The sequence below is a fragment of the Bacteroides sp. AM10-21B genome (genome assembly GCF_003472565.1).
Taxonomy (GTDB): domain Bacteria; phylum Bacteroidota; class Bacteroidia; order Bacteroidales; family Bacteroidaceae; genus Bacteroides; species Bacteroides propionicigenes.
The window spans coordinates 20,956-34,744 of sequence record NZ_QRME01000006.1 but is presented as its reverse complement, the minus strand read 5'-3'; the positions used below and the strand labels follow the sequence as shown (position 1 = coordinate 34,744).

Below are 13,789 nucleotides of genomic sequence, written 5' to 3'. Positions count from 1 at the left end.
TACCATACCCTCTCAGAATACCCTGTAAGAGGGGGTACCCTCACTATACGACTGAGCCTGTCTCAGTCGTATAGTGAGGGTATCTTAGTCGTATACTGAGATACCCTAAGCTATACTCTCATCTTTTGAAATCAACGAGCTTTATGAATCGTACTTCTATTTTAGCAATTATTTTTACCGCATTCTTCCCTTTGGGTTCTTACGCGCAATATGTCTCTTCGTCTAAAACGCCGAAGAAAGCGGGAGATTTGATAGAATCAACGTCCTACAATGACCATAAGCGGGGAGCTCCCCGTACGTTGCAATATTTGCCGTCCGGTGAGGACTTTGTCTGTGTCAACGGTAAGAACCGTTATACCCGGGCGCTCTATGGCAGCCACACGGCATGGCGTTTGGAGACCAGCGACCGTCCGATATTTGCTACTTACGTCAAGAATGACAGTCGTAATATCCGTTTTCGCCTTCACTTGCCGGACGGGACGGTTACGCCGCTGGAAGAGACCGCTTGGTGTGAGGCGCGCTATAATCCGGGTAGCCGTACTTACCTTCTAAAAGATAAGGCATGGGGAGAGAATTCCTGTCTGGAGGTTTCCGTATTGGCGAGCCTTACGGAAGAAATGGCTATGTGGAAGTTTTCCGGCAAATTGCCTGCCGGTAGCGAACTGGAGGTGTTGAACTCACCGATTCGTCAGAAAAAACTGTTTCGTAACGGAGATATGGGGGCAGACCCACCCGGGAGTTTCGAGCCGGCAGAAGACGGTACGGTATTGCAGACATTGAAGTGCAGCATTTCGTCCGACAAACCTTTGTATGTCAGTATCTCTCATAACGAATTGAAGGAAGTGCCGGATGGTGATACACAGTATCTCGCTCTCCGGAATGCCTGTCGCGAACTTGCCGGGCGTATCAAGATTACTACTCCCGATCCTTATTTCAATACGCTTGGCGGTGCGCTTGCCGTTGCTGCCGATGGCATTTGGGGAGAAGAGGGCGTATGGCTGCATGGGGCTGTTGGCTGGCGTATGCCACTGAGTGGCTGGCGTGCTGCTTATGTCGGCGATGTGTTGGGATGGCATGATCGGGCACGTACTCATTTTGATAATTATGCCGCCAGTCAAGTTACCGAAGTTCCTAATACAATTCCGCATCCGGCACAAGATTCGACCCTTGCGCTTGCACGCTCGGCCAAGATATGGGGGACACTGCAATACAGTAACGGATATATTTGCCGTAATCCCCGCCGTAATAATCAGATGCATCATTATGACATGAATCTCTGTTACATAGACGAGTTGTTATGGCACTTCAACTGGACGGGAGACCTTGACTATGCCCGCCGTATGTGGCCCTTGCTGACATTGCATCTTGCTTGGGAGAAGCGTAATTTCGATCCTGACAACGATGGCCTTTACGATGCTTATGCCTGTATTTGGGCAAGCGATGCGCTATATTATAATAGCGGGGCTGTCACGCACAGTTCTGCCTACAACTACCGTGGCAATAGGTTGGCTGCTGTGATTGCCGAGAAAATAGGTGAAGACCCTACACCTTATCGGGAAGAAGCCGACAAAATACTGAAAGCGCTCAATACTCGTCTTTGGTTGCCGGAGAAGGGACATTGGGCAGAATTTCAGGACTTCATGGGACATCGCCGCCTGCATGAAGACGCTGCGGTGTGGACTATTTATCATGCTCTCGACAGTGATGTGGCAGATCCGTTTCAGGCATATCTCGCCACTCGTTATGTAGATCGTGAGATACCTCATATCCCGGTTACTACTTCGGATGATTCTGACATTAATGCCGGAGAGTATGCCACTGTGGCTACTACTGACTGGATGCCCTATTCATGGAGTATCAATAATGTGGCTTTTGCCGAGGTGATGCATACGTCACTTGCTTATTTTCAGGCGGGACGTAGCGAGGCCGGTTTCAAGTTGTTGAAAAGCTCTGTACTCGACGGTATGTACTTGGGCGAAAGTCCGGGTAATTTCGGGCAGATAAGTTTCTATGATGCTGCCCGAGGGGAATGTTACCGTGATTTTGGCGATCCTATCGGGGTGGCTTCCCGCGCATTGATTCAAGGTCTTTATGGTATTTTGCCTGATGCTTTGAACGCTCGCCTGCTGATAAAACCCGGCTTTCCGAAAGATTGGGAGTACGCCTCGTTGCATACACCGGATATTGACTTTGATTTTAAGGCAGGTGAAGCGGCTACAAGTAAGTACTCTTCCCGCGATTGTTCGCTTTATGCCATTACTCACCGCCTGCCTGCCGTAAGGAATCTGGAACTGCAATTCCCGGCACGCCGTTCTGCCGTAGCTCGTCTGACTGTGAATGGACAGAGTGCTGCGTGGCGGTTGGTTGAGAATTCTGTGGGTCGGCCTATGCTTGCTGTTTCTGTCCCCGCTTCTTCCGGCGAGGAAGTGGCAATTCGGATTGATTGGGAAGGAGAGTTGCTTGCAGCTCCTGCTTCTGTTGATACTTACTCTGCCGAACGCGTTCGGAAAGCAGGTCCGGTCAGTTTTATCGCTATGGAGCAGGGACAGATGAAGTGGTGGGCACCGGTGGAACAGCCGGGAGCCGATGACTGTAAAAAGCCGGTTCCGGCAGGTAATTTCAAAGCTGTCAACTCAGCTAAATGTACTCCTGTTGATATGCAGAAGGTGTTCAATGCGAATGTAACGGATATTTTCCGCAATGAATATCTGTCGCCCCGTTCTCCGTACACTACGTTGCAGTTGCCGAAACAAGGCATAGGAGAGTGGTGCCATCCGTTGAAAACCGCCGATATTGATGATTCAGGTTTGCGTGCCGCTGTACGTAAAGGACTGTTGGAGACAAAGCTCGGAATCCCTTTCAGCTCTCCTGCCGAGGGGTATAACATTGCTTTCACCTCTCTTTGGGACAACTATCCGGACAGTCTGCGAGTACCTCTGAAGGGTAAAGCGTCTTGTGCTTATCTCTTGATGGCAGGCAGTACTAATCATATGCAGTGCCATATTGATAACGGTGTAATTCGCGTATATTACGAAGACGGTACTTGCGATACTTTGCCTTTGGTTAACCCTGACAACTGGCCGCCTATCGAACAAATATTCTTTGAAGACGGAAAGGCTTTTAACCGTCATGTTCCGTCTCTCTATCGATTGCGGCTGAAGACCGGTGAATTAAGTAATAACTTCGGTGAGGAACTTGGTTTTACCGGAGTGTCCCGTGAAGTGGACGGTGGTGCTGCCGTATTGTTGGAGATGCCGTTGAATGCTAAGAAAAAACTTTCACATCTTGTATTGGAGACTCTTTCCAATGAAGTGGTAATCGGTATAATGGGGGTTACTCTTCAACGGTGAAGCTCAATTATTAATGAAGACTATGAAACATATTAAAAGACTTGTTTGGTGCATAGTGTGTATGTCCGTTTCCGTTTGGCAACTTAGTGCACAGGAGAAGAAAGTTTCGCAGTGGGAACGATTTGAAGTGGTGCTGCATGGCAGTGCCGAAGGAAATCCTTTCAGTGATGTCAGCCTGTATGCTGACTTTTGGCAGCAAGAGGGAGATACAGTTAGCGTACAGGGGTTCTATGATGGTGACGGACGCTATATTATCCGTTTCATGCCGGCTATGCCGGGAGTGTGGCATTATGCCACGAAAAGCAATCTCCCCTCTCTTGCAGGAAAGAAAGGAAATTTAAAATGTGTCGCTGCCCCAACGGGTAATCATGGCCCGGTGAGAGTGAAAGATACACATAATTTTATGTATGCCGACGGCATGGTTTATTATCCATTGGGTACTACCGCTTATGCGTGGATTCATATGCCGCAACCTGTACAAGAAAAAACGTTGTTGTCATTGGAGAAAGCAGGATTCAATAAACTGCGGATGTGTGTATTTCCGAAGAACTACGGACTTTGCAAAGAAGAACCGGAAATCTATCCTTTTCTTGTTGCAAAATATTCTGCGGGGAAACCGGTGTTCGACTTTACACGTTTCAATCCTGCCTTTTTCCGCCATTTGGAGAAGCGTATAGGTGACTTGAAGAATTTGGGCATTGAGGCGGACTTAATTCTGTTTCATCCGTATGACAAGGGGCGTTGGGGATTCGACAGTATGCCGATGGAAACGAATGTGGCGTATGTCAAGTATCTGGTAGCGCGGCTTTCTTCTTTTAGTAATGTATGGTGGTCATTGGCGAACGAATATGACTATGTTGCATCTAAAACGGAAAAGGATTGGAAAGCTTTGATACGGATTGTCGTTGCGTCAGACCCTTATCGGCATTTGTGCTCTATTCATGGAAGTACGGCAACCTATTTTCCTTATTGGATGGAGGAACTGACACATGCCAGTATCCAGGATGAAGCTCCGGTAGAGGACTTTGGACGGGCTTCTATCGTTCGGAATATCTATCGTAAGCCGGTTGTTTTTGATGAAGTATGTTACGAAGGCAATTTGTCTTCCCGTTGGGGACGTTTGAGCGGACCGGAAATGCTTCACCGCATTTGGCAAGGCTTAATAGCGGGTACGTACGTCACACATGGAGAATGTTACCAGTGGAATGAGGGCAGTATGGACACAATTTTTTGGGCAAAAGGAGGAGAGTGGCGCGGTGAATCGTGGAAGCGTATTGTTTTTACCCGTAGTTTGCTGAACTCATTGCCGCAACCGTTACAGTTGGCAGATGTCAGCCGCGACCATCGGACAGCCACAGCAGGAGATAATTATTATCTGATTTATTTCGGCAGGCAGATGCAAGATGAATGGTTGTTTAACCTTCCGGCAAAGAACGCTTCCTGTCAAAAAGTGAAATCCGGTACTAAATATAAAGTGGAAATCATTGATACATGGAATATGACCGTTACTGAATATCCCCGTACGTTTGAAGTAGGGAAGACGATAGATTACAGACACTATGATGTGAATTACGGGAAAGTCCGTTTGCCATTGCTGCCGTATCTGATGCTACGCGTAACGGCATTGGATGAGTAGGATGTGTTATAAATGAAAAAAGCCACTGTTTTACAGTGGCTTTTTCTTTTCTTTGCAGCGTCGGAATGAGGCGAGTTATTGTGCACGTATCTGTTTCGCCAAAGAGCTGGTTATTAGTAAATGATAATATGTTGATTTGTTGATTACACATTGAGTATGTCCCGATTTCGTCCCAAGTAGACTTATATGTAGTATTAATATTTAGGTATTATATATTCCGTTTCTCCAAACTTAATTAGCTTGCAGTGGCACATTTCGCATCGTTTTCCTTGGGGACATCTTTTTTAGTTTCTTTGAGTTGTTCTTGTAACCTGCCAATCTCACGGTTTAATTCTTCATTTCTTATTTTTAATTCTTTGTTTTCTTCTTTTAGATGTTGAAAAAGGGCATCTGTGGGATCAGGAGTTATGAACTTTTCTCCTTTTCCTGTGATAAGCCACATAATATTGACTTGAGGATATGTGATTAATATATCGTTCAGAACTCCTGAGGTTATATCATTATTTAAACTTGTTACATAAGTTGATGTACGACCTATACTGATGGAAAACTCACGCCGTGATAACTCTAATGCCTCGCAAAGAGCAATTAATCTATCTCGAACAGCTGATGACTTTTGTTCTGTATCCATAATAAAAGTTAATTGAATAATATATAATTCATATTTTACTTGTTTTTAAACTATATATCATTCATATTTGCATTGTAATTCAAATCACACGAAACAAATGTACAAAGAAATCGAAACTCCTGCAATAGCGAAAAAACGCTATTATTTTAAAAAAGGCTATCGGCAAGTGACCATAGGTCAGAAAGATGAGGTTCGCCAAATTTTAATGTCTGCATTGAATATTACGCGTTACACCTATTTCTCCCATTTGCTTAATAATGGTATTGTAGATATTTCCATGTCAAAGTATGAAGTTATCACTACTATTCTTCAGAAATATGGAGTAACTGATATTTGGGATATTGTTCCGGAGAATCAAAAAATATGATGGTATGACTGCATTATCAGAACGGGAAGCACAGATTGCAGAACGTATAGCTTGGGGAGCTTCCCAAAAAGAAGTGGCTTGTGACCTTGGGATTTCTCGTTATACAGTGGATAATATTCTTCGTAAGATATATCAAAAACTTCATATTGGCAAGATTAATGAATTGTCTGCCTGGTGGTTCTGTACACATTTCAATATCAGCTTTGAATTGTCTCCTCTAAAACGTACCATTGGTGCGGTTGCCTTACTCATTTTAGTGGTTTTCAATGATTTTACATCTGGAGATACTTATTGTCGCAATCGATCAAGAAGGACTAAAACCGAAGTTTATGTACGTTTAAAAGAAATTGTATAATTCTTTAAATATTTATTGGTATGATACGCGAAAATTTAACAATGCACAACAAGGTACTTTCCTACTTTACGGAAATTGTACATGAAGAGGCTGTCCCGGTGAATGTTGAAATTGGTTCCAGATATATAGATGACAATGGAGATACGCAAGTGGATGTATTACTGGAGTATGAAGAACTGGATGAGGATTGCATTAATGAGGTAATAACCAGAGCTGTCAATGCTGTAGTAATAATGAGTTGATTTATGGTGACAAAAATAACATTCAAAAAGAAATTTCCGGACGTTAAAGTACAGAAGCTGCAGACCAGTGTTGTCTTCAGCCGACAGCAGGTAGAAGAAACTGTCTTGAAGATGTGTGACTCGCTTGGCACCGGACTGCTTTATTACAATTATTCCAACAGATGGATAACCGTTTACACTTCCGAGAAAATGAAGAAAGCATTGGACTCGATGAAACCGGGTTCAGAAGTCTTTCACGAACATTATGGTACCTATGGCAAGGTAATGAGCGGCAAGCCTTTTGTCATTTGCGGAGAATTGTGTATCAGGGTTGACTTTGGAGGAATGCCGGAAGATGGAGTATATAGCTGTATAAGTTTTGTAATGTAATGAATAAGGAACTATGAAAGGTTTCGTAAGGTAGCCCTTGCACTTTACTATAAACAATCTTTAATAAACTTCTCTGATTTCAAGGGAAAGCAGACATATGCTATCCGTACAATAATTGGAGATTGACGTATAACTAATTAGATATGAAAGAAGTAACAGAAATAGTACGTGTTGGATATGCCAAACACATAGCGTTATTGGGTTATATAAAATCCGAGAGCATAATGTTCCCGTCCAGTGCTCAAATGCATATATACGATACTGGCGATGAACCTTTTGAAGATTGTTCGGAAGCATATGTGGACTTCTTCACAGAGGAACAGGTGGATAACCTAATAGAAGCATTGAAGAAAGTAAAGGAATCATTTAAACAATAAAAAATAAATAACTATGTGTGACTGTTTTGAAAAAGTAGAAGCGAGTCTAAGAGAAAAGACTGGCGATCCGCAAGCGTCCTTGAACTATATGTATGCTATGCCTTATTTTGAGAAGAAACCAGTAATTGAAGCAACTTACCGGAAAAAGAAAAAAGATGGTACATTCAATAAAACAGAAAGTACTATATCCATTGCTTATCTTTTCTGCCCATTTTGCGGGAAGAAATTATCAGAAGGGGAGTAATTCAAATCAGTATAAAAATGAAGAAGACTTTAACAATCACTCTTGATTCAGATAGAGGGTCAATAGTAACAAAATGGGGCGATGGCGTTACAGCAACTGACGTTATTACCATGTGCGAATACGCAGAAGGTGAAGCTCAATATGAGCTTGATTTAGCTGATATAGACGATGAAGATTTAGAGTAAAACAATAAAAAAATGAATGAAACGAAAATCATATTAGATGCTTGTTGCGGTAGCCGGATGTTTTGGTTCGACAAGCATAATCCGAACACTTTATTCATAGATAAGCGTAGCGAAACCGTCACGGCCAAGGATAGAGATAAGATTAGAACCATAGAAGTAACCCCCGATGTTATAGCAGATTTCACTAATTTGCCATTTGAGGATAATTCTTTCTATATGGTAGTATTTGACCCACCGCACCTTAAAACACTTGGCGAAACATCGTGGATGGCAAAGAAATACGGTAAACTTCCCACTAATTGGCGGGAAGTAATTAAAAAAGGCTTCGATGAGTGTATGCGTGTTCTAAAGCCCAATGGAACATTGGTATTTAAGTGGAACGAAAGCGAGATAAAAGCTATTGAGGTATTGTCTCTTATTCCTTATAAGCCGCTATTTGGTCACACTACAGGAAGACAAAGCAAGACGATATGGATGTGCTTTATGAAATTACCAATTGACTAAAAACTATAAAGTAATGAATAAAAAAGAAATATCAATGAAAAAAGGTCAGAAAGTACGCATACTGCGGACAAATGAAATAGCGACAATCATCGAAGTGGAGTTAATTAGAAAAGGTGGAAAAGTACATCGGTACTGTCATCTGAAGACGAGCAAACAGGCTGACTTGTGGTTGGATGCTTCAGAACTGGGCGGCATGGTGGAACATTGCCATATCACCTTCAGGAACGATGACGGGCAGGAGATAGTCTTTGACGTTGATAGAGACTACAAGGAAGAACAGTTGAGTATGAAAATGACAGGTCGGCATCCGGAAAATCTCAAAGAACATCATGGTATTAATGTATTGATGGCAGAACTGTTACTTGAGGGCTTTAAAAGTCAAAATAATCGTCCTTGATAACTTTTTTCACAACGATTTCCTTTGTACCGAATTAAACCCAAATTGCCATGAACTTACTTCAACACATTTCCGATGACAATGCTTGGATGAGACGGTATGCGGATTCTATAGGCTGGGATGAACTGGCAAAATACTATGACAAGGTATGGCTTATGCTGTATGATATGCGGCCGGGTTATGTCTTTCGAGTGCTCGATGAGGTACATCCGAAGAATTATGACCTCTTTATGAAATGTGTGGGTGCTGCAATCGAAGAATTGGCCGCATATGGCATACATAGCTATTATATCGAAGAACAAGGTACTGTCATCCTTAGAAGGTAGTACCCGAATATTATATACAATGATAGACGAAAGAATCATAGAACAAATCTTAGACCGTGCCGACATTACAGACGTGATATCCGGCTATGTTGAGCTGAAGAAAAAAGGAATAAATTATCAGGCGTGTTGCCCTTTCCATAAGGAGAAGACCCCCAGTTTCTTTGTGAGCCCGGCACGCGGTACCTGGCATTGTTTTGGATGTGGTAAGGGCGGAAATGCCATCGGCTTCCTAATGGAATACGAGACAATGAGCTATCCGGAAGCCATCAAGCATCTTGGCAAAAAATACGGTATAACCGTTGAAGAAGAAAAACTGACTCCCGAACAGGAACAGGCACGCATGAAGCGTGAGTCGATGTTTATCATCAATCAACGGTGTGCGGAACATTTTCGTCAGAATCTGTTGGACCCGATCAATAAGGAGGTTGCCGGATATGTCAAAGGCCGCTGGGGATTGGAGTATGCTGAAGAGATGGGTATCGGGTTCGCGCCCGACAAATGGGATGATTTGTTGAACTTCGCACAATCGGCCGGTCTTTCCATAGACTTGATGAAGGAGATGGGGCTGCTATCGGACAATAAGGAAAAGGCTAAAGAAAGGGGGACGGAGATTAGGACTTTCGATGGTTACCGTAACCGCATAGTTATCCCCATACGCGACCGTTTTCGACGGATTATAGGTTTTACCGCACGTGACATATCCGGTGAGAAGGTGGCCAAGTATATCAATTCGACTGAAAACGACATCTACCATAAACGTGATTCAATCTTCGGAATTGACACGGCTATACGCCAGGCGGCCAAAGAAGATAAATTTTATCTGGTGGAAGGTGCACCCGATGCGATGCAGCTTCAGCGTATTCGTGTCAACAATGCGGTTGCCCCTCTTGGAGGAGATTGGACAGAAAACCAAATGGAGCAACTGAAGAAGTATGCCACCAAACTTTGCTTCCTTCCGGATGCGGACCCGCCAAAGATTGATAAAGGCGAGAAGCTGGGGGCGGGCATCCGTAACGTGATGAGAAACGGACTGTTGGCTATGAAGTGCGGGTTCGGAGTGTCGGTTAAAGAAATTCCACTTGGGGAAGCGCAGAGCAAGAATGATCCGGATACCTACTGTACAAGCATCCAGAAGTTTCAAGAGTTGAAAGAGGTTGATTTCATTCCATGGTATGCCTCATATATATTCCAAGACATCAATACCACTGAAGAACGAAGCGAGGCCGTCAGCACCATTTGTACCATGGTCGTCATGGTGAAGGATGAGGTCAAGGAGTCCATGTATCTCAAACAGCTCCAGTCATTCTATGACGACAAGAAACTGTGGCAGACGGCCATTAACCGGGCCAAGAAACTGGATAAGGCCAAGCAGGTTATCAATGAAAGCAAAAAGATAGATCGCGACCTCTATCAGAAATATGGCTTTTATGAAGAATATAATGCTTACTTTGCGTTGGCTGGGGACAGCGGAAAAGCGGTGCAATGGAGCAATTTCACCATGTTGCCGCTATTTCATATAAAAGACTCGCTTCTTCCCAAACGACTCTATCGCATCAAGAACCAGAACAACCAGGAAGAGATTATCGAGATGAAACAAGAAGACCTGGTGTCATTATCCAAGTTCAAACAAAAGGTCGAAGGGCTTGGTAATTATATCTGGCTGGCCACTGAAAAAGAACTCACAAAATTGAAGATGTTCCTTTACGAACAGACCGAGACCGCACTTGAGATAACACAGCTTGGCTGGCAGCGGCAGGGGTTCTTTGCTTTCGGTAATGGATGCTTTGATACGGAGTGGCATGTCGCGGATGAATATGGCATCGTACGGTTAAAAAATGGTAATTTCTACTTGCCAGGTTGTAGTACCATTTATCGTGATGACATCAAATTATTTCAGTTCGAGCGCAGGTTTGTACACACCACGTACAACAATGTCAGCATAAGGGTGTACAGCGAACAATTGATTCGCGTATTCGGAGACAATGCCAAGGTTGGTATCTGCTTCTTGATCGCTTCCCTTTTCCGGGATATTATTTCGGGGCAAACCAAAAGTTTTCCCATTCTTAATTTATTCGGTCCGAAAGGTAGCGGCAAGTCTGAACTCGGCCATAGTCTTATGTCGTTCTTTATCATCAAAAATAACCCGCCCAATATACAAAACGCTACTATTGCCGCATTGGGTGATGCTGTGGCACAATGCGCCAATGCGCTGGTTCATATTGATGAATACAAGAATTCCATCGACATTGACAAACGGGAGTTTCTCAAAGGAATATGGGATGGTACCGGACGTAGTCGAATGAATATGGACCGGGATAAGAAACGGGAAATTACCAGTGTGGACTGCGGTGTAATTCTCTCCGGTCAGGAAATGCCGACAATTGATATAGCCTTATTTTCCCGGTTGATTTATCTCACTTTCACTAAAACGGAATTCTCTACAGCTGAAAAACGGGCATTTGACCAATGCAAGGTCATGCGTGATTTGGGCTTGTCACACCTCACTTTACAGTTACTCCGTCACCGGTCTAAAATGGAGACGGATTTCATGTCTTCCTATCGCCAGTGCATGGGGGATCTGAATGAACTTCTGAAAGATGAGAGCGTCGAAGACCGTATCCAGCGGAACTGGGTCATTCCATTGGCCTCCTTCCGTGTGCTTGAAGCGGTGATTGATGTGCCGTTTGCTTATCGCGAGTTGCTTGACATCTGTGTTAACGGGATCATCCGACAGAACCGGGAATGCAAGAGTAACAATGAACTGGCTAACTTCTGGAATGTTGTCAGCTATTTGCAGCAGGATGGGGAGATATTCCTGGAATCCGATTTTCGTATTGACTATTTGTCCGGTCTGAAGACAAACAAGGTCAAGGATCTTACTTTTAAACAGCCTCGCCCTATTCTGCGTATGCGTACAGATCGTATCTTCATGCTGTATAAAAAGTTTAGCAAGCAAGTGGGAGATACCGCTTTACCGACTGAATCGTTGAATTTCTACTTGGAGAACTCCAAAGAATACCTGGGTGTACAAAACTCCGTCCGCTTCAAGAATATATTGAAGGGGGTAGAAGTGACCAAAGAACTGGAGGCCGGTGGGCAAAAATATTATAAGAAAACCAGCGTGACCAAACAGGCACTCTGCTTTGACTACACGGAGCTGATGGCAAACTATAATATTAATCTCAACATTGATATGGGGATACCTGAAGAAGAGGAAGAAGGGCGGGATAATAAACCGCCGGAGGACAAAACTTCTCCATATAAATTTTAATGTCTATCATAGTTGTGTGGAAGCTCTTGCCTGTGAAGGTAGGGGCTTTTTTCTTATCTTTTTGAGATAAAAAAGATGTTTTATTTTGGGGCAAAAAATGCTTCTGCACTTTCTGCACTTTCTACATTTTTATAAATCAGTACTTTATGTTATAAAAAGATACTTTACAAGTTTCTACATATTTCTACAAAATACAGCTTTTCTGCATTTCTTCTACAAATAGATACTTTGTAGACAGTTTTTCTACACTTTCACTTCTATAATAAAAACCGTTATGTTATTGATATATAGGTGATTTTGTACTTTGTAGAAAGTGTAGAAGGTGTAAAGGGCAAAATGTGCCTGCTTTAATAGAAATAAAAAAACGAAAGTGTGATGAATATATTAATCAATATTGCTATTTTTGTGTAAAAATCAACGCTTTAAATGACAAAGAAAGACCGATTCGTCTGCTGGCTCCCTTGTAAACCGTACGTCAGGCAGTTTTTGCTGCATAACTTCAACGCCCCGGATGATACCTGGAATGAAATAGTCAACCTTTCATCGGACAAGGAGCTGCAAAATGACTTCCTTTCACGGCTGTCAAAACGTGGCCGTTATGAAAACAGGTACCGGAACCTTTACCGTTATACCGCCAATGTAGCGGTGGAAATACGCCGTGACGATTTCTACCGTTACGGATGGGCTTTGTCGAACACCGAAGCGGTGGCGTTCGGAAATAAGGTGGAACGGCGCATCAAACAGATGCTTTTCCTCTATCTCGACACTCATGTGAGTATGGGGATTCCACTCTCAACCGCTATCCGTAATTTTCAGAACAGTTTCGGATTCGAAGAGGACACCTGGCCATATGATACCATCCGTAGGGAATATAACAGGCATGGATATCGGAAAAAAGTGGAGAATACAACGATTTTAGATTTTATTAACCGTATTATCTTGGGGAAGTTGTCCGAGTTTGGGACAATTTCCCAGCAAGGGAAATTAGCCTATGAAAGTAATAAACTATGATTTTGAAAACATTGGGGGATTATTGCAGGTGATTGCTGTTCCCCCGAGTTCATTTTTGCAGATTCGCAGAGATTACATTGCTGATTTGAACTATCTGGAACTTTGTAATCCGGAAGAAATTATTTCCATACCGGTATATGCCAATGATACTTATATATATAATGAGGATAAGGAAGTTAATGATGCAGGAGACTGTTGGAATGTGTCGGTTGAAGGGATTATTCCGAAACTCTCTTCTATGAACCACCGGTTGATAGAATCTTTGGAGCGCGGCTTATGGTATGTATTGGCAGTAGATGGTAACGGGCAGGTACATTGGTGCGGGCAGGAAGATGCACTTATGCTGTTCTCCACAAACAAGACAACCGGACATTCTGTTTCTCAGCGTAACGGAACCTCATTCGCGTTTACCTGTATCCAGGATGAACCAACAATTTATATAGCCGGCGTGGAAGGTCTGGAAAGATAAAAAATGCGTTTATTCCGTGTTTAACGGTGCCCTGTGTCCTTGGGTGCCGTTTTTT

At 43.2% G+C, this 13,789-nt stretch carries 16 protein-coding genes; 15 read left to right on the top strand and 1 reads right to left on the bottom strand.

Annotated elements, in window-relative coordinates; genetic code table 11:
• Positions 1-143 precede the first annotated feature (143 nt).
• Together DW121_RS09060 and DW121_RS09055 are read left to right on the top strand one after the other, a co-directional pair.
• On the top strand, positions 144-3,350 hold the full coding sequence (locus tag DW121_RS09060; protein ID WP_118323609.1) for a DUF4450 domain-containing protein: 3,207 nt from the start codon (positions 144-146) through the stop codon (positions 3,348-3,350).
• A gap of 22 nt (positions 3,351-3,372) precedes the next feature.
• The gene (locus tag DW121_RS09055) at positions 3,373-4,986 is read left to right on the top strand and encodes a DUF5060 domain-containing protein (RefSeq protein ID WP_118323692.1); all 1,614 of its coding nucleotides are present in this window, start codon (positions 3,373-3,375) and stop codon (positions 4,984-4,986) included.
• A 235-nt stretch (positions 4,987-5,221) separates the two neighbouring features.
• On the opposite strand, the gene DW121_RS09050 is transcribed toward DW121_RS09055, so the two are convergent.
• Entirely contained in the window at positions 5,222-5,617 is a 396-nt protein-coding gene (locus DW121_RS09050; protein WP_118323608.1) for a hypothetical protein, read from the bottom strand.
• A 97-nt stretch (positions 5,618-5,714) separates the two neighbouring features.
• Here DW121_RS09050 and DW121_RS09045 point away from each other — a divergent pair, with 97 nt between their 5' ends.
• From DW121_RS09045 to DW121_RS08990, 13 genes are all read left to right on the top strand, one after another.
• Complete coding sequence (locus tag DW121_RS09045; RefSeq protein WP_118323607.1) at positions 5,715-5,984, top strand: hypothetical protein; 270 nt, start codon at positions 5,715-5,717, stop codon at positions 5,982-5,984.
• Positions 5,985-5,988: 4 nt separating this feature from the next.
• On the top strand, positions 5,989-6,339 hold the full coding sequence (locus tag DW121_RS09040; RefSeq protein ID WP_118323606.1) for a helix-turn-helix transcriptional regulator: 351 nt from the start codon (positions 5,989-5,991) through the stop codon (positions 6,337-6,339).
• Between the two features lie 20 nt (positions 6,340-6,359).
• Entirely contained in the window at positions 6,360-6,581 is a 222-nt protein-coding gene (locus DW121_RS09035; protein WP_118323605.1) for a hypothetical protein, read from the top strand.
• A gap of 3 nt (positions 6,582-6,584) precedes the next feature.
• Positions 6,585-6,950 carry a hypothetical protein gene (locus DW121_RS09030; protein WP_118323604.1) on the top strand — a complete coding sequence of 122 codons (366 nt, stop codon included), beginning with the start codon at positions 6,585-6,587 and terminating at the stop codon, positions 6,948-6,950.
• Between the two features lie 143 nt (positions 6,951-7,093).
• Positions 7,094-7,327, top strand: coding sequence for a hypothetical protein (locus DW121_RS09025; RefSeq protein ID WP_118323603.1), 234 nt, complete (start codon positions 7,094-7,096; stop codon positions 7,325-7,327).
• A 13-nt stretch (positions 7,328-7,340) separates the two neighbouring features.
• Positions 7,341-7,571 carry a hypothetical protein gene (locus DW121_RS09020; protein WP_118323602.1) on the top strand — a complete coding sequence of 77 codons (231 nt, stop codon included), beginning with the start codon at positions 7,341-7,343 and terminating at the stop codon, positions 7,569-7,571.
• A 17-nt stretch (positions 7,572-7,588) separates the two neighbouring features.
• On the top strand, positions 7,589-7,756 hold the full coding sequence (locus DW121_RS15600) for a hypothetical protein (protein ID WP_158573922.1): 168 nt from the start codon (positions 7,589-7,591) through the stop codon (positions 7,754-7,756).
• A gap of 12 nt (positions 7,757-7,768) precedes the next feature.
• On the top strand, positions 7,769-8,260 hold the full coding sequence (locus tag DW121_RS09015) for a methyltransferase domain-containing protein (RefSeq protein WP_118323601.1): 492 nt from the start codon (positions 7,769-7,771) through the stop codon (positions 8,258-8,260).
• 34 nt (positions 8,261-8,294) lie between these two features.
• Entirely contained in the window at positions 8,295-8,657 is a 363-nt protein-coding gene (locus DW121_RS09010) for a hypothetical protein (protein ID WP_118323691.1), read from the top strand.
• 50 nt (positions 8,658-8,707) lie between these two features.
• On the top strand, positions 8,708-8,983 hold the full coding sequence (locus DW121_RS09005; RefSeq protein ID WP_118323600.1) for a hypothetical protein: 276 nt from the start codon (positions 8,708-8,710) through the stop codon (positions 8,981-8,983).
• Between the two features lie 19 nt (positions 8,984-9,002).
• Positions 9,003-12,254: a DNA primase gene (gene dnaG / locus DW121_RS09000; protein WP_118323599.1), complete on the top strand. Its 3,252-nt coding sequence runs from the start codon at positions 9,003-9,005 to the stop codon at positions 12,252-12,254.
• A 426-nt stretch (positions 12,255-12,680) separates the two neighbouring features.
• Positions 12,681-13,265, top strand: a complete 585-nt coding sequence (locus DW121_RS08995; protein ID WP_118323598.1) for a hypothetical protein — start codon at positions 12,681-12,683, stop codon at positions 13,263-13,265.
• On the top strand, positions 13,246-13,734 hold the full coding sequence (locus DW121_RS08990) for a hypothetical protein (protein WP_118323597.1): 489 nt from the start codon (positions 13,246-13,248) through the stop codon (positions 13,732-13,734). The genes DW121_RS08995 and DW121_RS08990 overlap by 20 nt, the downstream gene beginning before the upstream one ends.
• Positions 13,735-13,789: the final 55 nt, after the last annotated feature.